This window comes from Streptomyces albofaciens JCM 4342 (assembly GCF_008634025.1).
GTDB classification, from domain to species: domain Bacteria; phylum Actinomycetota; class Actinomycetes; order Streptomycetales; family Streptomycetaceae; genus Streptomyces; species Streptomyces albofaciens.
Genome location: NZ_PDCM01000001.1, coordinates 2,533,176 through 2,556,010, shown reverse-complemented (window position 1 = coordinate 2,556,010; position 22,835 = coordinate 2,533,176). Strand labels below are relative to the sequence as shown.

General features: G+C 74.1%; 9 protein-coding genes. 2 read left to right on the top strand and 7 right to left on the bottom strand.

Annotated features, from left to right (window positions below; translation table 11 throughout):
* Positions 1-26: 26 nt before the first annotated feature.
* Positions 27-2,858 (bottom strand): right-handed parallel beta-helix repeat-containing protein, encoded by a 2,832-nt coding sequence (locus CP973_RS11490; RefSeq protein WP_244409388.1) that lies wholly within the window; start codon positions 2,856-2,858, stop codon positions 27-29.
* A complete protein-coding gene (locus tag CP973_RS11485; RefSeq protein WP_150239888.1) occupies positions 2,855-12,058 on the bottom strand; it encodes a putative T7SS-secreted protein in 9,204 nt (3,067 codons plus the stop codon). Before CP973_RS11485 ends, CP973_RS11490 begins: the two co-directional genes overlap by 4 nt.
* A gap of 234 nt (positions 12,059-12,292) precedes the next feature.
* Here CP973_RS11485 and CP973_RS11480 point away from each other — a divergent pair, with 234 nt between their 5' ends.
* Positions 12,293-13,303 (top strand): hypothetical protein, encoded by a 1,011-nt coding sequence (locus tag CP973_RS11480; RefSeq protein ID WP_150239886.1) that lies wholly within the window; start codon positions 12,293-12,295, stop codon positions 13,301-13,303.
* A gap of 84 nt (positions 13,304-13,387) precedes the next feature.
* On the top strand, positions 13,388-13,696 hold the full coding sequence (locus tag CP973_RS11475; protein WP_030373296.1) for a hypothetical protein: 309 nt from the start codon (positions 13,388-13,390) through the stop codon (positions 13,694-13,696).
* Positions 13,697-13,783: 87 nt separating this feature from the next.
* Here CP973_RS11475 and CP973_RS11470 read toward each other — a convergent pair whose 3' ends face one another.
* The 5 genes from CP973_RS11470 to CP973_RS11450 form a co-directional block, all read right to left on the bottom strand.
* The gene (locus CP973_RS11470) at positions 13,784-18,538 is read right to left on the bottom strand and encodes an FtsK/SpoIIIE domain-containing protein (RefSeq protein ID WP_150239884.1); all 4,755 of its coding nucleotides are present in this window, start codon (positions 18,536-18,538) and stop codon (positions 13,784-13,786) included.
* Positions 18,535-20,352, bottom strand: a complete 1,818-nt coding sequence (locus tag CP973_RS11465) for a hypothetical protein (protein ID WP_150239882.1) — start codon at positions 20,350-20,352, stop codon at positions 18,535-18,537. Before CP973_RS11465 ends, CP973_RS11470 begins: the two co-directional genes overlap by 4 nt.
* On the bottom strand, positions 20,349-20,960 hold the full coding sequence (locus CP973_RS11460) for a sigma-70 family RNA polymerase sigma factor (RefSeq protein WP_150239880.1): 612 nt from the start codon (positions 20,958-20,960) through the stop codon (positions 20,349-20,351). The genes CP973_RS11465 and CP973_RS11460 overlap by 4 nt, the downstream gene beginning before the upstream one ends.
* Positions 20,961-21,202: 242 nt before the next feature.
* Entirely contained in the window at positions 21,203-21,898 is a 696-nt protein-coding gene (locus CP973_RS11455) for an alpha/beta fold hydrolase (RefSeq protein ID WP_150239878.1), read from the bottom strand.
* Positions 21,899-22,050: 152 nt separating this feature from the next.
* Positions 22,051-22,833 (bottom strand): MBL fold metallo-hydrolase, encoded by a 783-nt coding sequence (locus CP973_RS11450; protein ID WP_150239875.1) that lies wholly within the window; start codon positions 22,831-22,833, stop codon positions 22,051-22,053.
* Positions 22,834-22,835 lie beyond the last annotated feature (2 nt).

Genomic DNA, 22,835 nt, shown 5'->3' with positions numbered 1-22,835 from the left:
TCCTGGGAGTGGTCGGGGGAGGCGGGTCAGGCCGGGCGGACGGGCCCGCCCGGCCCGGACGGGAGCGGTTGCGGCGCGCCGGTGCCGGTGGGGTCCGGCTCCGTGACGTCCCGTTCCGGTACGTCCAGTTCCGGCACGTCCAGCTGGGACAGCGTCCGCAGGTCCGCCTCGGACGGCGCGTCGTTCTCCGCGACGCGGTACGCCTGGCGTTCGGTCATCGCCTGGAACGTCTGCCGGGCCGAGCGCCCGTTGCCGAACCGGCCGTCCCGGGGGACGTGGTCGAAGTAGGCGCCGAGCGTGGCGCGCGCCGCGTCGGTCAGTTCGTACTGGTGGGCCGCCGCGTGCTGTTCCACGATGCGCACCAGGTCCTCGGTGTCGTAGTCCTCGAACAGCAGCGTGCGGTTGAAGCGGGAGGCGAGGCCGGGGTTGGAGTCGATGAAGTGCTCCATCTCCGCCGGGTAGCCGGCGACGATGACCACGACCTCGTCGCGGTGGTCCTCCATCAGCTTCACGAGGGTGGCGATGGCCTCCTGCGCGAAGTCGTTGCCGCCCGAGGAGTGCGCGGGCGCCAGGGAGTAGGCCTCGTCGATGAACAGCACGCCGCCCATCGCCTCCATGAAGACCCGCTGGGTCTTCGGGCCGGTGTGGCCGACGTACTCGCCGACCAGCGCGGAGCGGTCGGCCTCGACGAGGTGGCCGCGCTCCAGCAGGCCGACGGCGGCCAGGATGCGCCCGTAGAGCCGGGCCACCGTGGTCTTGCCGGTGCCGGGGTTGCCCGCGAAGACCAGGTGGCGGCTGAGCGGCGGCGCCGCGAGCCCGGCCGCCTCCCGGCGCTGGACCATGCGCATCAGCTTCACGAGCGAGGCCACGTCCTGCTTGACCCGGTCCAGGCCGATCAACTGGTGGAGTTCGCCGAGGAGTTCGTCGAGGTCCTCCTCGGTGGGCGGGGCCGTGGTGGCGGTGTCGCCGGTGCCGCCGCCGGGCGGGTCGCCGCCGGGCGCCGCCGTGGCGGTGGCGCCGGCGGCGACCGGTACGGGGGCCATCGGCGCGGGCCAGTGCGCGTCCTCGACCCGCCAGGAGACGCAGTCGCGCACCTCCGGTTCGGCGCCTTCCCCGGTGCTGAGGTCGGCGTCGGCGTCCTGGACGCGGATGCGGGTCAGTACGGGGGTGGCCGCCTCGCCCAGGTGGACGGCGGGGTAGCCGGGCCCGGTGATCTCGCAGTCCTCGAAGACCCCGGCGCCCTTGGCGTCCACGATCAGGCCGTTCTTGCCGGGGCGGACCACCCGTACCCCGCTGGCGTGCGGGGCGGCGCCCGCCGCCACCACCACCCCGGACCCGGCCGCCTCGGTGATCTCCACGTCCCGGGCCCGTACGGTGGCGCCGTCCTGGACCACCAGCCCGGCCGTCCCGGCGCGCAGCACCCGGGCTTCGGCCAGTTCCGCCGCGCCTCCGGGGCCGAAGCTGAACCCGGCGCGTTCGGCGTCGGTGACCGTGCAGCCGGTCAGCCGGACCGGGCCGCCGGACCCGGCGACGACACCGTTGCGGCAGCGTACGACCGAGAGTCCGGCGGCTTCGGCGCCCGCCGCGCCGGACAGATCGAGGCCGGACATGCCGCAGTCGGTGAGGTGCACCTCGGTCAGGGTGAGGCGGCTGTCGGCGACGGCGTGCAGCCCGTGTTCGGGGGTCCGGCCCGCGCGCAGCCGGGTCAGCGTCACCTCGGCGGCGCCCCCGGCGTGCACGGCGCTGAACCGGCAGTCGGTCACCTCCCCGTCGGTGATGCGTACGGCGGCGGAGCCGGTGGCCAGCAGGCCGTTGGCGGCCGAGCCGCGTACGGTCGTGCCGCGCGCCTCCAGCCGGGCCGAGCCGTGGGCGGTCAGGGCGGCCGACGCGGTCCGTACGATCCGGGTGTCGGCCAGCCGGACCCGGGACCGCTCCCCCGCCGTGGCGCCCGCGCCGCCGCCGTCGCGCAGGACGCAGCCCGCGAGCACGGCGTCGCCGGACCCGGCGACGTGCAGCGCGTCGGCGCCCGCGCCGGTCAGCTCGCAGCCGTACAGCAGCAGTCCGCCGCGGGCCTCGGCCGGTGCCGCGGTCTCCGCCGTCTCGTACGGGTCGCCGTCCCGGGGTACGGGCGAGGAGTCCAGCACCCGTACCGCTTCGCCGCCGCAGTCCCGTACCCGGCAGTCCACGAGCAGGGCCGCCGAACCGTCCTCGAAGAGCAGGCCGCTGCGGCCCGCGCCGTCGATCAGGCAGTCCCGCAGGACGACGCGCGCGTTCTCCCGGACCCGCACGCCCGAGCCGGTGGCGCCCCTGATCCGGCTGCCGGTCATCTCCAGCCGGGAGTCGCCGCCCACCACGACGCCGGTGCCCTGGGCGCCTTCCAGGACGCAGTCCGTCAGCCGCACGGCGCCGGTGGTGCGGATCAGCGCGCCGGCCAGCGCGGCGCCCGTCAGGCGGGCGCCGGTCATGGTGAGCGCGGCGTCGCGCAGCACTTCGAGGCGCCCGCGGTCGGTGCCGCCGCCGTGCCAGTGCGTGACGCCGCCGGACAGCAGGACGGCGGGCCGGTCCGCCGCGCCGCCGCGCACGGTCACGCCGTCCAGCGTCAGCCGGGCGCCGGGCAGGACTTCGAGGGCGGGCGCGCCGCCCTCGGGGGCGGCGAGGGTGACGGTGCCGCCGTCCACGGCCCGCAGGGTCACGTCCCTGTCGACGCGCAGCGACTCCTCGTACGCGCCCGCGGCGACGTGTACCTCGTCACCGGGCGCGGCCGCGTGCAGCGCCGCGGCGAGGGTGGCGTGGGCCCCCGGCCGGCCGGGGGCCACGTGGTGGACCGTGGCGCCCGCGGCCGTCTGGTCGGTGGTCATCGGGCGTCTCCCATGGGCGTGTCCTGGTCTGCGGGCGGGGCGGCCCGGCCCTTGCCCTTGCGCGGGCGCTTGTGGTGGCCGGTGTCGCCGCCCGGTCCGTCCGCGCTGTCGTGGCCGCGCTTGCCACCGGCGGCCGGGGCCCCGTCCGGGTCGGCGATGCTCCAGTATCCGCCGTCCGGGTAGCGCGTGGTGTCCGGGCTGGCCGTCCAGACGATCTCCACCGGGGGCGGCAGCCGCTTGACCCTCTTCGGGAGGTTGTCGGGAGCGAAGGTGGCCATGCTGCCGTCGGCGAAGGTGATGTGCAGCTCGCGGCCGAGGGCGTTGGTGAAGCGCTGGAGGGCGAGGTCCTCGGCGGTGTGCCGGGCGGGCCCGCCGACGGGTCCCGCGAGGCCGTCGGGAAGGAAGTTGGCGGTGCGCAGCCGGCCGGTGGTCAGGGCGATGTACAGCTCCTGCCCGGTGGTCCCGCGCGCGATCGCCTCATCGATCGCGGCGTCGATCCGGGTCCTGGTGTTGCCGCGGAATTCCAGCTGGTCGCGCACGCCGCGCAGCAACTCCTGCGGTGAGGGCAGGCCCAGCCGGCCGGGCGCGTGCTCGAAGGCGTGGAAGACCGAGGTGGGCGGCGGCTGGTGCGAGGGGTACACGATGGCGTGGTCGAGGTGGTTCAGGAACCGCGACGCCTGGGAGTTGTGGGCGTAGGCGTGGGTGATGAACCGGATGTCCTGCGGGTTGATGCCGGCCCGTACCGTCGGCTCGCTGGGCAGCGGGGCGGAGACCTGGGGTCCGAGCGGGTTGGCGTCCGAGCCCATCGCGTCGCTCAGCCGCGCGGCCACGTCGCGGGGCGTTTCCTGGTCCGGCCCCAGGACAGGCCGGAACGGGTTGATGTGGTCCGCCGCCTGCGGGGACAGCCTGAAGCGGTGGTCGCGGACGTCCGCCAGTTCCAGCCCGGTCTTGGCGTCCTTGTTCTCGACCAGGCGCTCCAGCTGCGACAGTCCGGCGTGGTCCTGGAGCAGCTTCTTCTCTTTGCCGAAGAACTTGGCCATGATCCGGGACAGGTCGGTGGGGATGGCCGCCCTCACGTACTCGGTGACGAAGGCCGCGCCGCGGTCGGGCAGGGTGTGGTTGCCGGCCGCGATGGCGCGCTGCGCGTCGCGGTCGGCGATGCCGTCGTCCACCCGCTTGAGCCAGTCCTCGCGGCTCTCCCCCGGCAGCTGGGGGAAGTCGGCCTCGGTCAGCCGCGGCAGGGTGGTGTCCAGCTCCCAGGCGTTGAAGGTGTTGAGCGCGCGGCTCATCTGGTGGAACTCGGCGCCGCGGGGGCCGAAGCGCAGCGGCGTCCAGTTCTTGACCGGCGCGGTGTCCACCAGCGTCGCCGAGGCGTCCACGAAGAGGTTGGGCTCGGGCGCGTACGGCAGCAGGTCGTGGCTGCCGGCGATGCCGACGCGGGCGAGGGTGTCCGCGTCGACCCGGTTGACGAAGACCTTCCGGTCGTCCGGCGTGACCCGCAGCTCGCCCGGCAGGCGCGGCGGCGCCACGGCCTTGGCCTTGCCCTTCCCCTTGCTCTTGGACCCGCCGGGGTCGGCGGCGGACGACGGGTCGGCGTCGTCCGGCAACTTGTTCGCGGCGCCCGCGGCCAGGGCCTCCTCGGCGGCCTTCGCCTCGGCCTTGGCCAGGTGTTCGTCGGTCTTGACCAGGAGCGGGTCGGGCAGTCCGGCGGCCGGCGGTTCGGGTACCCGGTAGCCGCCGGCCATCATCAGCGGGCGCAGCGGCGGGGCGGAGGACGGCTCGCCGGCCCGTTCGACGCCCCGTATCTCGAACCTCTTCTCGAAGAAGTCGAAGATGTGCCGGCCGCTGGGCACGGTGTGCTCGAAGTTGTCGAAGTCCATGAAGGCGATGTACGGATGGGTCGCGCCCGTGCCGTCGGCGCCGCCGGTCATCATCGTGTGGATCATCGACCGGCTGGCCGGGCTGGTCATGACGCTGTTGCGGACGGTGCCGAAAGGGAAATCGGCACCGTTCCAGCCGACGCCGACCACGGCGAGCGGGAAGTTTGTGTGCACGTCGTCCAGGACCTGGCGCACCGCGGCGTTGATCCGGCCGATCTCCGCCGCGGGCCCGTTGACGCCGATGACCACGCCGAAGCGGCCGTCGAAGCTGCCGGGCATGTTCGTGCGGACCGCCCGCAGGAAGTCCTCCAGCTGGCCGGGGCCGAATTCGTCGTACTTGACGACGGCGTTGACGATGTAGGAGATCGGGCGCCGCTCGTCCAGGCTCTGCCGCAGGTTGTCCAGGTACTGCGTCTCGGACAGCGGCCGCTGGCTGTGCCCGTGGAGGTCCCGGAACGCGGTGTTGACCCGGATGTCGCCGGTGACGGTCCCCCGGCTGAGGTTGCGGTCCCACTGCAGCCCGGCGGGCATGGTGTGGTTGCCGCCGGGGGCCGACGCTCCCGGTGCCGCGTCGGCCATCTCGACGTCGTGCGAGCCGCTCGGTCCCCCGGCACGCGGGGACGGTGCGCCGCCGAGCGGGCCGACGTACTCCCCGCGCTGCGCCCGGTCGACGGCGATCGCGGTGTTGGCGTCGTCGATCTGCTGCCGGATCGCGTGCGGATCCATGCCCAGCTCCTCCAGCCGGGCCTCCGCCTCGGTGAACTCGGCGCGCTTGGCGCCCAGATCGTCCAGCGCCTCCAGGGCCGCCGCGGACGGCTTGGACGGACCCGGCTGCCCGGCCTCGGGCACCAGCCCGTCCGCCCGGTCCTGGGCCTTCGCCAGGTCGAACGACGCCCGCTCGTAGCGCTCCCACGCGCCGAGCCGCAGCTCCGCCTGCGGTCCGCTCGTCCCACCGGTGACGATGTCGTGCCGGACCGCAGCACGGTCACCGATCCCGGAGCCGGGGGTGTGGCCGAGCCGGTCCGGCGCGGGCGGCGGGGTGGTGGAGCCGGGACCCTTCGTGCCGGTGCCGCCCGGGCCGCCGTTGCCCTTGTCGGGCGGCGGCGCGGGCACGTCGTCGCCCACCTCCCAGTGTCCGGGCTGCGGGCCGCCGTGGTCCGGGACCCATGTCACGTACAGCGGCCGGCCCGGCCTGCGGGTCTTGATGTCGACCGTGTGGGTGGTGCCGTCCGCGCCCCGGATCTCCAGGGGCCGGTTGAGCGCCGTGGCATAGCGGTCCAGCATGATCTGCTCGATCGGCCCGAGGTCCGACACATCCGGGCCCAGGCGCCCGGAGAGCAGGCCGACGGCCAGCGCACGGCCGTCGATGCCCTGGGCGTAGGCGTCGTTGATCATGTTTTCGACGCCGTTCTTGCCCATCTGCCGCTGGACCTGCGTCAGCAGCGCCGGGGCGTCCAGGATGGTGCCCGGCTTCATCCCGGGCCCCTTCGGGCCGGAGCCGCCCACGGGCGGTTCGGGCAGGGCGCGCAGCAGCGAGTCGTGCGGCAGGCCGCCCTGGGGCAGCACCTCGGCGATCACGTAGTTCTGCAGCCGCTTGTACGCCAGTTCCTCGGGGGCGGTGGCCACCGCGTGGCTGAGGAACCGCTTGTCCGCGGGCACGATGCCCACCACGAGCCCGTCCGGCTTGCCCGGTACGCGGATGGAGATGTTCAGGCCGAGGGTGTTGTGGTCGGCCCCCAGCCCGGCGCCCAGCCGCTCGACGGTGGCGCGGGGGTGCTCGTTGAACTCCGGCCGCCGCCCGTCGATGCCGACGGGCTTGAGCGGATCGTCCTTGAAGGCCTGCTCCGGCGACTTCCCCTTGGCCAGGTCCTCGCGGATCTCCTTGAACTTCGTGTCGTCCTTGGCGCGCGACAGGCTCGGTTCCAGGTCGAAGGTGTCCCGGGCGAAGACGTGCTCCACCACGTTCTTCGGGGTCAGGTGCTCCTGCGGCATGTTGCCGACGCCACCGGCCTTGCCGTGCTTGTAGTAGCCCGACATCAGACGCGAGAGGTCGGTGGGGACGGCGCCGTCGACGAAGTCGGCCAGGAACGCGGTGCCCCGGTCGGGCAGCACGGAGTTGGCGGCGGCGATCTCCCGCGCGACCGTGTTGCCCGGGAGGTCCGGCAGGGTCTGGTCCAGTTCCCAGGCGTTGAAGTAATTGAGCCGCTCCCGCAGCCCCTTGTACTCACCGGTGCCGCCGCCGAACCGGACCGGCCGCCAGACGCCCTCGGCCAGCCGCACGTCGTCCACCATGGTGATGGCGGCGTCCACGAAGAGGTTCGGCTCGGGCCCGTACGGCAGCAGGCCGTGGAAGCCGGCCATCTTGGCGCGGATGCGCATGTCGGAGTCGACGACGGACGCGAACTTGTCCACCAGCTGCTGGGTGAAGACCATGCCCTCGGGCGTGTCGTCGCGGGTCTTGGTCGCCCGGATCAGGTCCACCACCGAGCGGTCCACCTCGACGCCGTCGACGATCACCGTCTCGCCGGTCTTGGCGGGCACCCGGTAGCCGCCGGTCATCACCAGCGGGCGCAGCGGCGGGGTGTCGGGCACGTCCGCCACCGCCGCGGAGTCGTCGGCCGCCTTCCCCCCGGCACCCGTGTCGTCGGGGAGCTTCTTGGCCCAGTCGTCCACGGCCCCGCCCGCGCCCAGGTTCAGCTCCCGGTCGAAGTGGTCGAAGACGTGCCGGCCGCTGGGGACGGTGTGCTCGTACACGTCGAAGTCCATGAAGGCCCAGTACGGGTGGCTGGGGCCGGCCGCCCCGCCGCCGTGCATCATCGAATGCGCCATCGACCGGGCCGCGGGGCTGGTCATGGTGAGGTTGCGGATGGTGCCGTACGGGAACGCGTCGCCGTAGAAGGTGGTGGCCACCATCGCCAGCGGGTGGTCGAAGTGCACCGAGGCGAGGGCGTCGTCCATCGCGCGGTGGATGGCGGCGAGGTCCTCCAGCCTGCCGTTGACGCCGATCACCACACCGAGGCGGCCGTCGTAGCCGTCCAGGCCGCGGGTGATGGAGTCGAGGAAGTCCTGGAGCTTGCCGCCGCCGATCTCGCGGTACGAGACGATGGTGTTGACCACGTAGGACAGCGGGCGGCCCTCCTCCGTGCTCGCCCGCATCCAGCTCAGGTAGTCCCCCGCCGTGAGCGGCTGGTGGCCCGCGTACGGCAGGTCGCGGAAGGACTGGTTGACCATGGTGCGGCCGGCCCCGTGGGTGCCCGGTTCGGGCCACAGGGCGTGCGGCGCCTCCGGGTCGGGGGACCAGTCGTGCGGTCCGACCGGCAGCGGGTCGCCGCCGTGCGGGGACGGTGCGCCGCCGAGCGGGCCGACGTACTCCCCGCGCTGCGCCCGGTCGACGGCGATCGCGGTGTTGGCGTCGTCGATCTGCTGCCGGATGCCGTGCGGGTCCATGCCCAGGTCGCCGAGCCGCGCCTCCGCGTCGGCGAACTCGGCGCGCTTGGCACCCAGATCGTCCAGCGCCTCGATCGCGGCGGCGGACGGCGTGGACGGTCCCGGCTGCCCCGCCTTGGGCACCAGCCCGTCCACCTTGTCCTGGGCCTTCGCCAGGTCGAACGACGCCCGCTCGTACCGCTCCCACGCGCCGAGCCGCAGCTCCGCCTGCGGTCCGCTCGCCCCACCGGTGACGATGTCGTGCCGGACCGCGGCACGGTCACCGATCCCGGAACCGGGCGTGTGACCGAGCCGGTCCGGCGCGGGGGTGCGCGGGACGTGCGTCTCCGGTACGGGCTCGGGCTCCGCGAAGTCCGAAGTGGCCTTGCCCTTGTCGATGTGCGGGGCGGGCTCGGGGGTGGTGACGTCGGCCACGCCCTTGCCCTTGTCGGCGGTCGGTACCGGCCCGGCGTCCGCGAGGTCCGTCCTGCCCTTGCCGAGGTCGGCGGTCGGCACGGCCTGCGCCTCCGGCCGCGGCTGCGGGCGGGGGACACCGCCGGGGCCGTGTTCGCCGAAGATGCCGCCGGTGAGGGCGTTGATCTGCTTGCGGGTACGCGGTCCGTCGATGCCCAGTTCGTCCAGCCTGGCCTCGGCCTTGGCGACCTCGGCCTGCTTGACGCCCAGTTCGTCCAGGGCGTCGGCCAGGGCGGGCGAGGGCTCGCCGGCGGCCGCGCCGGGCGGCGGCGTCACCTCGTCCACCTTGCGCTCGGCCTTCCCCAGCTCCGAGAGCGCGTGTTCGTAACCGGCCCAGGCGTTGAGCTTCGCGCCGGCCTCGGGGCCGGTCGAACCGCCGAGGATCAGTTCGTGGTGGGCACGCAGGCGCTGGTTCATGGCCGCGGCGCCGGAGAAGCCGCCGAAGCGGTGGCCCGGAGGACCGGCGACGGGGCCCTTCGGCCCGGGCGCGGGGCTGGGCGTGGGCTCGGGCTTCGGCGCGGGGGCGGGCGTGGGCGTGTGCTCGGTGGCCCGCACGGCGGCCGGTACGGCGGCGGCCGCCTCGTCCGCCGCCTTCGCCGGGCCGCCCGGGTGGGCGATCAGGTCGAGGACGCTGTGGTCGGCGGGACCGGTGGCGCCGCGGGCGCCCGCGCCGTCCAGGTCGGGGACGGCGGACACGCCGGAGGGGCTGCCGGAAGCGGCACTCTGGCCGGTGGACGGGAGCGGCTTGCGGTCGCCGGTGTCGAGCAGGCTCATCGCCAGGTCGTGCTCGTTGACGACGGGCCGGGGCGCCGTCCCGGCGGCGGCGCCGGAGCCGTCGGCCGTGGCCTTGCCGGTCTCCGGGGTCTTGCCGGTCTCCGGGGTCTTCAGCCGCAGCGGGTCCTGGGCGCCGGCCGCCGGTATGCCGTCGGGGGTCTTGGTGAGGTTGCGGGGCGGGGGTACGGCGCCCACGAGGGCGGACACGTCACCCTGGGCTCCCACACCCGTCGGCCGGATCGTTTCCGCACCACCGTGCGCGCCCGGCGTCTGTCCCGCGCCACCGGGCACCTGCTGCGTACCCGTCAGATGGTGGGTCTGCGCCGGGTTGTGCGGGTTCGCCAGGTTCTGCGTGTCCGTCGTCCCCACCTTCGCGGGCCCGCCGGGCACCGTGCCGGCCAGGTCCTCCGCGGTGATCGTGCGCGGCGCCGCGTCGCCGATGCGGAAGCTGATGCCGTCCGCGTGGAAGGCGGTCACCGCGACGTCGCCGTTGGCCAGCGCGGTCAGCTCGGGGAAGGTCCAGTCTTCCAGTGCCTCGCCGTGCCCGATGGCGCCGCGGGCCATGGAGTGGCCGTCGCCGATGCCGTGCATGAAGCCGCCGTCGAACGACACCTCCGGGACGCGGACGTTGGCCGCCTCCGCCACCCCGTGCCCCAGCGGGGACGACACGTGGGTGTCCTTGAGCAGGTCGATGGCGGTGTCGGCGGACAGCAACAGGTTGCTGTCCAGGCGGACGTTGCCCGCCGCGAAGTCGGTCTGCTGGATGAGCCGGGTGGCACCGGCGCCGTGCGCGTCCGGGACGGTCAGGCCGTTGTCGAGCGTGGTGGTGCCCGGCAGGTGCGGGGTGGTCACCGGCGCGGGCTGGTCGATGTGCAGGCCGGTGTGCGTGAAGGAGCCGCTGGGCACGGTGATGCCGTGCGGCACGCCGGTCCCGCCCGGGACACTGATGTTGTGCGGGGCGTTGACGGTGTGCGGGACGTGCACGCCGGCGTGCGGGACGGAACCCAGCCCCTTGAACCCGGGGTTGCCCAGGTTTCCGGGGAGATTGAAGTTGAGACCGGTGTGTCCGAACGAGCCCAAAGAACCCACATCACCCAGGTTCTTCGGCAGGTTGACGTTCAGGCCACCGTGCCCGAACGAGCCCAGTCCGTTGGGCACCAGGTTGCCGGGGACGTTGACGTTGAAGGCGGTCGGCCCGCCCGGCCGGAAGGCTCCCAGTCCGTCCAGGTGGAGTCCGCCGATGCCGTTCGGTACGGCGGCTCCGGGGAACTTGGTGAGGCTGCCGGGCGACACGGAGGGAATGTGCACGCCGGGGATCGACACGCCGTGGAACCCGCCGGGGACGAGGTGCAGGGCCGACAGGTCCACGAAGCCGCCCGGCACGAAGTGCACGCCGTTGCCGCCGACGGGCCGGAACGGCGCCAGCGGGCCGATGCCGAAGGTGCCGTCGCGCACCGCCGCGTCCGTACGCCCCGCGTTGGCCAGCAGCTTCTGCAGGTCCGGCTGCGGGATGCCGAGCACCCGTTCGGCGAAGGCGAGCCGCGCGGCGCCGCCGATGCCCAGCACGCCCATCTCGGTGAAGTCCAGGGGGAGGATGGTGGCGATACCGGCCCGGCCGAGCCGTTCGAAGGTGACCTTCGCGTACGCGCCGATCTTGCCCCAGTCCCCGGCGACGCCCTTGGTGACGTCGGCCCAGTCCTTGGTGACGGTCTTGACCAGCGACTCCCAGCCGCCCTTGCCGAGATTGCCCAGCCCCTTGAAGCCGTTGACGACGTTGAAGGCGGGGGCCGCGTGGATGCCGAGCACGATCGGTGCCACCACGACCTTCGGAATGCCGTGCAGCGAGGAGAAGTGGCCGATCTCCTTGATGATGTTCTTGCCGGCGCCCGCGATGCCCTCGACGCCGCCCTTGAGGGCGCTGCCCAGGCCCTTGATGATGGAGCCGACCGGCAGGGCCTTGGTGGTGGGGAAGAGCACGCCGAGGAAGGCGAGCCCGAGCTCCAGGCCGCTGGCCTTGCCCTGGCTGAAGTCGACGATGGTCTTGATCAGCAGGACCGCGTTCATGCCCCAGGCGAGGACCGCGAGGACACCGCCGGTGAAGATGGCGATGACGGACAGCACGATGGTCAGCCACTGGAAGGCTTCCCAGAACAGGTCGCAGTCGCTGACCGGCTGGACCATCAGCGACCCGGCCGAGGTCAGCGACTTGTCCAGGGTGCTCGCCGCGGCGCTGAGCGCGGACTTCGCCTCGTCGGCCCGGTCCTTGTGGGTCTGCCGCTGCGGGTCGTCCTCGTCCAGCCCCTGGACGGCGGCCAGGGCCGCGTCGGCGTCGGCCTGCGCGTCGGTGACGGCGGTGGCGTACTTGCGCAGTGCCGCCTCGGCCTGGGTGAAGGACTCCTCGACGTGGCCGACGAAGTTGTGCAGGTGGTCGTCGACCAGGTCGCGCAGCTGGTCGGCGGTCTTGCCGATGAAACGCTGGCCGTCCCCGGCGGTCTGCTGGAGGGCCTTGAGGCCGTTGTTGATGGTGCCCGCGTGGGTGGCGAGGTCGCGCATCGCGTCGGCGATGGTGGTGATGGCGGAGGCGTCCCCCGGGGTCGGGTCGCCGTCGAGGCCGAGGGCCCCCCAGTCACCGGGACGCGTAGCCAAGCCTCTTCCCTTCGCGCAGCAAACCGTTCACTCGTGTCACGTCCGGCGCGCTCAGCGCAGCCGGCTCGGGGACACCACACCTACGTTTACGTATCTGTGAGCCGATCGGTTCACCGTGTGAACGACATCACTTCCGGCCGCTTCTCCGGATCAGGGGTGAACCGTTCCGCTTCGGCGTGCGTTTGACCATGAGAGACGTGAAGTGATCTCCGGAACAGCGCGAGGGGTGTGACCGTGTCCGACATTGCCGTTGACTACGAGCTGCTCAACGATGTCGCACAGAAGTCCGGCAAGCTGAAGGACGAGGTCAAGCAGGCCCGCGAGAGCAAGCAGGAGTACTCGGTCGACGAGGTCGGCTCACGGGTGGCCGTCGCGGCGATCCGCAAGTACTACTCGACGTGGAAAGGTTCCTTCAAACGCTCCGAGGAGAAGCTGGAAAAGCTGAAGAACCTCTACACGGGCGTGGCGCAGAAGTGGGCCGACTGGGATTTCGACCTGGCCAACAAGGCGGCCAAGCAGAGCGCACAGATCTCCTCCGACCTGTGGGCCGCCCGCGACAAGGAGTGGAACGCCTGGCACGAGGCGGTCGAGAACGCCAAGAAGGAACACCCGGACCTCGACCCGTCCCTGCTGCCGAAGGAGCCCGAGAAGCCCGGTGAGCGTCCCCACGAGTGGACCACCGACGACGGGCACGGCAACAAGACCACCACCACGTACGAGTACGGGCCGGACGGCAAGCCGACGAAGATCACCACGACGATGGAGACCAAGACGGGGCTGAAGTCGACCGACACCACGAACTACCACGCCGACGGCACGTACGACTCCGAGTCGACGGACGTGTTCGGGAGCGTCACCAAGACCACCGGTACCTCGACGACGACCGAGACGACCGAGCACAAGACCACCACGGACGACTTCACCAGCAAGACGAAGGACACCGAGGGCAACGAGAGCACGACGACCGGCACGACCACCTCGGTCACCGACCAGAAGACCGGTCACCGGGAAACGAAGACCACCTACACCACCGTCGGTCCCGACGAGGACGGCAACGAGCAGACGGTGAAAGGCACGACCCACTCCTCCGTCGACCTCAACGGCCACGAGGTGACCACCACCATCGAGGTCAACGAGGACGGCAGCGGCACCAAGACCGTGGTGACCGACGGCAAGACGGAGGAGTGGACGAGCGACGACGCCGAGGGGGACACCGGCTGGAAGCCGAAGAAGTCCGACGACTGACGGCCCGTCCCCCGACGGCCCGGCGCGCCCCGGACCCCGTCCGGAACCCCATCCATCCCCACACCGACCCAGGGAGACAGCACCATGCCCGCAGGCAACATCAACCTCGACTACAACGAGATCCAGCGCGTCTCCGGCGTGATGAACCAGGCCGTCAACGACATCAACCCGCTGCTGCTGAGCACCAAGACCACGGTCGAGGGCCTGCTGGACAACGGCATGTTCATGCAGCAGAGCAGCCCGGCGCTGAAGGAGTCGTACAACAACCTCACCGCGTCGCTGCAGAAGGCCGTGGAGTCCATCAACTCCTTCGCCAACCAGTTCAACCAGATCAAGAACAACATCGAGAAGATCGACGCGGACATCGCGGCCGGCGCCAAGAAGGCCGGCTGACCCTCGGCCTTCCGCACCACGCGACGGTGCCCCGCCACCGGACTTCCGTCCGGTGGCGGGGCACCGTCGTTCGTACGGGCCGGCCGGTCAGCCCGCGTCCCCGTCGCGCAGCACCGTCTCCGGCACCAGCACCGACACCAGCGCGCCGCTGACCGGGTCGACGGTCAGGCCGCGCCCGGGGGTCGGGCGGCCGCGCAGCAGGTCGTACGGGACCCGTACGCCGAGGATGTCGCCCTCGCCCGGTGACTGCGGCGAGAGCAGCATGCCCTTGCGGACGCGCCGCACCAGGCCGAGCCAGCCGATGCCGACCGAGGTCAGCGTCTCGGCGGTGGCGGCGGCGACCAGGCCGATGCCGCGGTCCCGGCCGGTGGTGGCGACCTCGCGCAGCGCCGCGTCGGCGGCGGGCAGCTGGGCGAGCAGGTCGGCGTCGTCCACCAGGACCACGGCGGGCCCCGGTTCGGCGTTCAGCGCCGCGGTGACCTCGTCGGCCAGCGGGTCGGGGTCCTGGACGACCACGGCCCGCGGGTGCCGGGCCAGGCCGCGCAGCGGCGATTCGCGCGGGGTGAGCGCGACCACCCGGGTGCCGCCGGCCAGCAGGGACACCGCGAGCGTGGTCAGCGCGGTGGACCGGCCGCTGCCGGGCGGGCCGCTGACCAGGAAGGACGGCGCGTCGGCCGCGAAGTCCACGCCGATCGCGCCCAGTTCGTCGCCGCCGACGCCGAGCAGGCCCCACAGGGGACGCCGGTCGGCCGCCGGGACCTTCTCGTACGCGTCGGTGAAGGAGACCTGGCGCGGCAGGCTCATGACGCGCGCGGGGCGGCGGGCCGCGGGCAGGTCGCGGTCGCGCCGGGCGGCCCGCTCCCCGATCCGCTTGAGCGCCTCGGCCTGATCGCGGCCGGTGACCGGCCCCTCCGTCGGCTCGCCGAGCAGCGCCACCTGTATTTCGGTGCCGCTGCCGCCGCGCCAGCCGCGGCCCTGCGGGACGACGGCCGGCACCTGCTTGGGCGAGATGCCCGCCAGGCTGTACTCGTTGCGGTCGGACATCCGCAGCAGCAGCCGCTCGTCGTTGAGCGAGGCGACCTTGCCGGTCATCAGGGCCCGCTCGGACGTGGCGATGACGTGCAGGCCCATCGGCGCGCCCTCGCGGATCAGCGCGGTCAGCTCCTGGACCGGCCGGCCGTTGTCGTGGTCGCCGAGGAGGGCGGCCAGCGAGTCCCAGCCGTCGATCAGGACGACGATGTGGGCGGGGCGTTCGGCGGGCTTCAGGAGGGCGCGCAGTTCGGTGAGGTTGGCCGCGCCGTGCGAGGTGAGCAGTTCCTGGCGGGCGCTCATCTCGGCGGTAAGGCGGGTCAGCAGGCGGCCGAGCCGTTCCAGGTCGGCGCGCGGTACGACGGCGCCGCAGTGCGGCAGTTCGGACAGCGCCGCCAGCGCGCCGCCAGCCGCGTCGATGCCGTACAGGTGCACGTCCGCGCTGGAGTGCCGCTGGGCCAGGGCGCCGCCGATGGTGCGCAGGACCTGGGAGCGGCCGGAGCGCGGGGTGCCCAGGACGTACAGGTGCCCGAAGCGGGCCAGGTCCAGCTCCAGGGGCTCCTGGCGCTGGGCGCCCGGCAGGTCGGCCACGCCCCAGACGACCGGCGCGAGGCGCCCGTCGCCCGGGTCGGGCCGCTCGGGCAGTTCGGCCAGGCTGACCGCGGGCGGCAGCGCGGGCAGCCAGGGGCTGGGCTGCCGCTCGATCCCCAGCTGCCCGGCGGCCTCCTGGATCGCGTCGACCAGGGCCGTCAGGTCGGTGGCCGCGTCGCGTTCGTCCATCGCCTCCTGGATGGCGTCGAAGAGGTCCGCGGTCTCCTCGGCGGGCTCGGCCGCCGTACGGCCCAGCAGCGACCAGGTCAGTTCGCTGGTCCACACCTCCGCCTCGGGCTGCGGCCCGGCCGGGGTGTCCGCGTCGTCCGCGGGCGCGGCCTGCGCGCCGTCGCGTACGGCGCCGACGAAGGCGGTCTGGAACGGCAGCACCGAGCGGTGCCCGACCCGGGCCAGGGCACGGCCCGGGGTGTCGCTGGAGATGCTGACCGCGTCGTTGACCTCCAGCACGTCCTGGCTGTCGAGGGCGTCGGTGACGCGCAGCGAGATCCGCAGGTTGGTGTTGGCGCGGATGTCGGCGGTGACCACACCGGCCGGGCGCTGGGTGGCGAGCAGCAGGTGCAGGCCGAGCGACCGGCCACGCTGGGCGATGCCGACCAGGCCGGGCACGAACTCGGGCACGTCGCGGGCCAGGGTGGCGAACTCGTCGATGATGAGCAGCAGCCTGGGCAGCGGGGCCAGCGCGGGGTCGCGGCGGCGCATCGCCCGGTATTCGGTGTGGTCCTTGGCGCCCGCGTCGGCCAGGATGCGTTCGCGGCGGGTCAGTTCGGCGGTCAGCGAGGTCAGGGCCCGCTCGACCAGGTGACTGTCCAGGTCGGTGACCATGCCCAGCACGTGCGGCAGCCGCTCGCAGCCCGCGAAGGCGCTGCCGCCCTTGTAGTCGACGAGCACGAACGTCATCTCGTCCGGCCGGTTGACCGCCGCGAGGGAGGCCACCAGCGTCTGGAGGAGTTCGGACTTGCCGGCGCCGGTGGTGCCCGCGATCAGGCCGTGCGGGCCGTCCTTGACCAGGTCGAAGGTGACCGGGCCGGTGTAGCCGGTGCCGAGCAGGACACCGGTGGAGGCCGGGCGCTTGGTCCAGCGGGCGGCCAGTTCGTCGGCCCGCGGCGGCTCCAGGCCCAGCAGGTCCAGCAGCTTGACGCGGTCCGGCAGGCCGTCGGAGCCGTCCGGGGTGACGTCGCGTACGGGGGCCAGGGCGCGCCCGATCCGCTCGCACCAGCCGGTGTCCACCAGGTCGGGCCGGATGCCGGTGAGGTCGGCGCTGCCGGTACGGCGCAGCGTGACCTCGCGGGCGCCGACCGCGCATACGGTGACGCACTCTTCGGGGAGCATCCGCTCCTCCTGGTCGAGGCAGATCAGGAAGACCCGTACGGCCGGGCCCTCCTTGAGGACCTGCACCACGCCGGGCACGTCGCGCAGCCGCCGGGCGCCGTCGAGGACCACGACGAGGTCCGGTTCGGCGAGCAGCGCGCCGCCCATCGCGGACTCCCGCGAACGGGCCCGGGAGCGGATCGCGGAGACCAGTTCGGAGACCCGGTTGGCGACCGTCTCCGGGTCGTTGCCGACGGTGACGGTGGGGCCGCCGGAGGGCGGCGCGGCGACGCCGCCCTCGCCGGGGCGGGCGTGCGGCAGCCAGCGCACCCACTCCCAGGCCTGCGCGCCCGCCGCGTCGGTGAGCACGGTGATCCGTACGTCGCGCGGGCTGTGCAGGATCGCGGCCTGCGCCACGGTCCAGCGGGCCAGCGCGCGGGCCGCGTCGGTCTCGCCGGAGATGCCGACGACGCCGTCCCCGCACAGGTCCACGCCGATCGGCATGTCCGGTATCTGCCAGTTGACGGAGCGGTGGTTGTCCTCGCGGGAGGCGTCCTCGATCGTCAGCAGCGACGCCTGGCGGACCGTGCCGACGCGCAGCAGCAGGTGGTCCGGGTGGCCGCGGCGGCGCTCCCACAGCCGGGCGCCGGGGCCGACGGCCCACATGCCGGCGGCGGCCGGGTCGGGCCCGGCGGCGACCCGCAGGCCGCGCTCGCGCTCGACCATGCCCTTGACGTCCTCCTCCAGCGAGGTGCGCCGGGCGCGGTAGTTGGCGACCGAGGTCAGGAAGTCGCGCCAGCCGCTGCGCTTGGAGCTGATCCAGTTGCCGATGGCGAGCACCGGGCTGAAGAACGCGAACATCAGGTAGAAGTACGAGTGCAGGAAGACGACCATGCCGACGCCCATGAACATCGGCGCGACGACCACCAGCAGCGGGATGGTGCGCCGGGGCGGCGGCACCGGCGGCGAGGGCAGGGTGAACCGTTCCGGCACCAGCGGCGGCACGATCCGCGGCGGCCGGTTGAAGTCCAGGTAGGCGCCGTCCTCGGAGGTGGCCACGGCGGCGTCCGCCTCGGTCGGCTCGGCCACCCGCAGCAGGTATTCGCCCAGCCGCAGTTCACCGCCGAGCGGCCATTCCACCCAGCCCTCGGGAAGCGGCTCGTGGGTGTCGGCGTACGGGTCGGGCAGTTCGGGCGGCGGCGGGGGCGGCAGCGGGGTCGCGTCGGCGCGGGGCCGGGCGGGCGGCGGTTCGGGCACGGACAGGCACACGTCGGTGCGGTGGCCGGGCGTGGCGCCGGTGCCGCCGTCCGCGCCCGTACGGCTCGCGGGCCTGCGGGCCGCCGGGCCCGCGTCGAGCAGCACCGTGCCGTCCGCGCGCACCGTGACGCGCACGCCCGCCGCCGGCACGTCACGGCCGGTCAGACGTACGGAACTGCCCGCCGCCGGGCCGACGGTGTGCGTACCGACGTCCAGCGGCCAGACGCGGCCGGCGCCGCGCCCGCCGATCAGCTGGAGTTCCACGCGGGGCGCGCGGGGCAGCCGCTCGCCGTCGGCGGAGCGGGACGGCGGCGGCAGCTCGGCGCGCTCGGGCCCGTAGCCGCCGTCCGGGTCGGGCGGTACGGGGCCACCGAGGCCGAGCGTGGCGCCGTCGCGTATGCCGGTGGCGGATATCGGCAGGTTGGCGGGCAGTTCACGGTCGCCGAGGTAGAGCGCGGGCGGCGCGTCCTCGGTCGCGTCCTGGCCGGCCAGGCGCGCGGCCAGGGCGCCGACGGTGGTCGAGCCCGGGGTGTGCAGGACCAGGTCGCGCCGCTCCGGGGCGGCGTGCGGGGAGCCGGGCCGGGCCGGAGCGGAGGCTTCCGGGGCGGCCGGAGCGAGGGTGACGAAGAGTCTCACGGGGTTCGGGGAGTCCGTTCCTGGGGATCGCCGGGGGCGGGGTCGGAGTCGGCTTCGGAGGTGCCCGCGGCGGACACCCCGGCCAGGCCGGGCGGCGCGGCGGCGGACCCGGGCTCGGCCAGGTCCGGTTCCGCGAAGTCCGGCTCCGCGAAGTCGGCGCCGGGGGCGGGCGCGGTGCCGGAGGCGGACGCGGTGCCGGAGGCGGGCGCCGGGGAGGCTTCGGCCGGGCGGTGGGCGGGCGTGGTTGAGGGCTGCGCAGGGGCCGGGGACTGGGCCGGGGCCGGTGCGGAGGTGCCCGTGCCCATGCCCGGCTCGGGTTCGGGCTCGGCGAAGTCGGCGCTCAGTGCCGCGGATTCGCGCGGCGCGCCGTCCCTACGGGCTGCCTGCGGGGGCGCGGTGGGGCCGGTCTCCGGCTCGGGCGGGCGTACGGCGGCTGCCGGTTCCCGTACGGGCTCGGCGAAGTCCGGGGAGGACTGAGGACCGGTGGAGTCCAGGGAGGACTGAGGACCGGCGAAGTCCGGGGAGGACTGAGGACCGGTGGAGTCCGGGGCGGGTTCCGGTTTCCGCAGGTCCGGCGCGGGCTGTGCCTGCCGTACGGGGGCGGGCTCCGGCTCGGGTGCGGGCGCCGGCTTGCGCAGGTCCGCCTGCGCGGGTACAGGCCCAGTTGCCCCCGTACCAGTGTCTGTCCCCGGACCCGTAGCCATACCGGCCCCCGGCAGCACGCAGTACGGCGCGGGCTGCCGCCGCCGTACCGCGCGGGCCACGGCCGGGCCGAGCGCGGGCGACTCCACGTCCACCCGCGGCCCGGGGCCGAGCAGCCGCCCGTCCGGCTCGGCGTGCAGGACCCAGCAGGCGCCGGGCAGCCGGCCGCCGACGAGGGCGCGGGCGCGGCCCCGTGCGCACAGGTCCGCGAGCCGTGCCGCCTGTTCGGGTGCGGGCGCCCAGCAGACCACCACCGGCACCGCCGTCGCGTCCGGATCCTGAGCGTCCGGCCCCTGCGCTTCCGGCCTCTGGCCGGGGATTCCGGCGGCGAGTTCCGCGAGCACGTCGTCCAGCGGACGGCCCGGGAAGCGCGGGTGGACGCCCGCGGTGATCAGGACGGGCGGCCCGTCGGGCATCCGGTCCACCTGCGCGGCCAGCGCCTGGAGCACGCTGCGGGACACCTGGGGGTCGCCCTCGACGCCCAGCGCCGCGGGACCGCGCAGCCAGTCGACGAGCACCACGCCCGGCGTCCTGCGGTCCACGCCCAGCACGAGCGGCAGCCGTACGGCCCGGCCGTGGCCGGCGGGGCCCCGTACCGCGTCGGCCGGTGCGGACCAGGTCCACTCCCCCGGCTCGCCCGACGCGTCCGTCCAGGGCAGGGCCGGCCCGGCGGCACCGGCCGGGTCGCGGCCCGCCACGACGACGCGCACCCGGTCGCGGGTCTGCGCGAGCTGGACGGCCGGTGCGTAGCAGCCGTCGCCCGCGTCCGCGTCCGCGCGGTCCAGCGCGGCGCGCGAGGTGGCGTAGGCGGCCGGGTCGGCGAAGTACGCGGCGAGCGTGCGGGCGCAGCGCCGGTGGCGCCGGTAGGCGCGCAGCGGCGCGGTGAACGCGCGCGCGGTCATCCGGACCTCCCAGGCGATCCGGCGGCAGGCGCGGCGGAAGCCGCCCTGTTTGCGCACGGCACGGCCGATGAGCCAGAGGATCAGGACGAGCGCGACGAGGAAGCCGATGAGGATCAGCCAGGAGTTGCGGTCCGGCATGCCGAGGGCCAGCGGCAGCGGTGCGTGCGCCGCCGCCGGGCCCGGCGGCGCCGGGTGGCCGACGCCGCTCATCCGCGCTCCCCGGCCTCGGGCGCGGCCGCCCGCCGCAGGTGGTGCATGGCGTGGTGCAGCCGGGACTTCACCGTGCCGGGCGGTATGCCCAGCGCGTGCGCCGTGTCGGGGCCGGAACAGCCGAGCAGGTATGTGTACACCAGAACCTCTCGATGGGGGCGGGACAGTTGGGCGAGCAACTCGACGACGTGCGTCCGCTCCACGACGTGCGCGATCTCGTCCGCGGGGCCGGCCGTCTCCGGCGGCAGCCCGGTCGGCACGACCGGCCGGGAGCTGTCGCGCCGGCTCCAGTCGATCACGACGTTGCGGGCGACCCTGAACAGCCAGGGCAGTCCCGGTTCCCATCCGGCCTCGCGCCGGGTGTCCCGGACGCGCGAGATGTCGCTTTCCTGCCAGGCGCGCAGCAGCGTTTCCTGGACGACGTCCTCCGCGCGCTGCGGGTCGGCGGGCAGCAGGCCGGTGACGTACCGTAACAGCGGCTGACGGTAGGTCAGGACGAGGCTGGTGATGCGGTCCTCGGTGAACCGCCGCGCGGGCGGCGGAAGGGCCGGCCCGGGGCGCTCCGGCGCGGCGGCAGGGCCTCGGGCCGCAATCGCCGGTTCGGTCATCGTCGTGCTGCCTCAGGGGGATTCGGGACGCCGGTCCGCAGGCCGGGAGCGGGTGGTTGCTACTACCACGGACCACACCCTAATCAGCCGCCGTCGAGCGCGGCAAAACACCCCGGCGGCACACCCGCGCCCCGCACCGCGGGTGGCCGGACGACCAGTGGTACAACTTTGAACATTCGGCATCAATTCCGGCAAGCGCGCTCCGGGCCGGGCGACTTCCACCGGTTCCGGCCCTCCCACGACTAGATCCAGCCCTCCAGCGACTTCATGAAGCCGTCGAAGTCGTCCCGGTGGATGACGTGCCCGGCGCCCTCGACCGTGCGCACCTCGAAGCCGCGCGCCACCACCCGCTCCTTGTCCGCCTCCGTGAAGAGGAAGCCCTCCCCCGCCACCTGCACCAGGGAGGGCACGACCGCCCGCTCCGGTATGCGCTCTTCGCGGTGGCTGCCGGACAGGGCGTACGCGCTGGCCTCGTCCCAGGCGTCGATCGTCGCCAGTTCCAGCTGTACGTCGGCTTCCTCCCAGCACGGGTTGAAGCTGCGCACCATCTGCGGGGTGGCGCGCTTGAACTCCGCGAACAGCGCGGGATCCATCGGCAGCTGCGTGTTGCCGCGGGTCCAGGCCGGGTCCGAGTAGACCGCGCGCTTCGGGCGCAGCCGTTCCACGGCCAGCGACAGCGCCAACGCGCCGAGGGAGTGCCCCAGCGCCAGTTCCGCGCCCGCGGGCAGGGTCTCCACCAGGTCGTCGGCGAACAGCGCGTCACTGTAGGGGCCGCGCGGGCTCGCGCCGTGGCCGCGCAGGTCGACGGCGATGACCCGGTAACCGCGGTCGGCCAGCGCCGGGCCCACCCGGCGCCAGGTGCGGTGGTCCGACATGATGCCGTGGACCAGCACCGCGAGCCGGTCACCGGTCCCCCACTCGTGGGTGTGCAGCTGCATGACGGAACCTTTCTGTCACCTCCGGCACCGCGGTCGGGCGGCGCGCCGGCCTGTTCTCCCGTACGCGACATTCTGCCCGTACGCGACGGGCACGGACGGCCGGGAATCCGGCCCGCCGCCCGTGCCCGTTCGCGCGGGTCAGGTCACCCGCCTCACAGCCAGTCGGTCTCCGGCGCGGCCTCCTGGAGGGCGCGCGCCGCGCCGGTGCGGAGCGGTTCGCCGTGCGAGACGCACAGGGTGTCCACGCCGGGCAGCGCCGCGAGCCGCCGGAAGGAGGCGACGGCCTCGTCCCGGTCGACGTTGAACGGGCCGAGGACGAGGCGGCCGTCCGGCCCCAGGCCCATGGTGTCGCCGGTGAACAGCACGCCGGCGGCGGGCAGGTGGAGGACGATGCTGCCCGGCGTGTGACCCGGGACGTGCAGGACGCGGGTCCCCTCCGGCCAGCCGTCGAGGGTGTCGCCGTCGTGGAGTTCGGTGTCCACCCGGACGTGCCGGAGCGGCGGCGTGCCCGCCGCGGCGAGCCCCGCCAGGGCCTGTTCGTGCAGGGCCCGCTCCTTGGCGGTGAGGAGCGGCGTCGGCTCGGTGGCGGTGCCGCGGATGTACGGGGCGTCCGCCGCGCCCGCCAGGACCCGGGCGCCGGTGGCGGCCACCAGATCGGCGGCGGAGCCCATGTGGTCGATGTGGAAGTGGGTGATCACGATCTGCCGCAGCGCGTCCGGCCGGCCGCCGATGGCGGCCAGCGCGTCCAGGACGGCGGGGGCCGAGCCCGGCACGCCGGTGTCGACGGCCGCGAACCCGCCGTCGGAAAGCCGTACGAGGTAGACGTGTCCGACCGGGAACGGCACGTGCCAGATGCCGGGGGCCATCCGGCCGGGAGCGGCGGGGGCGGGCGCGGCAGTGGTTGTGGTGGGTGTGGTGTCCGAAGAGGCATCCATGA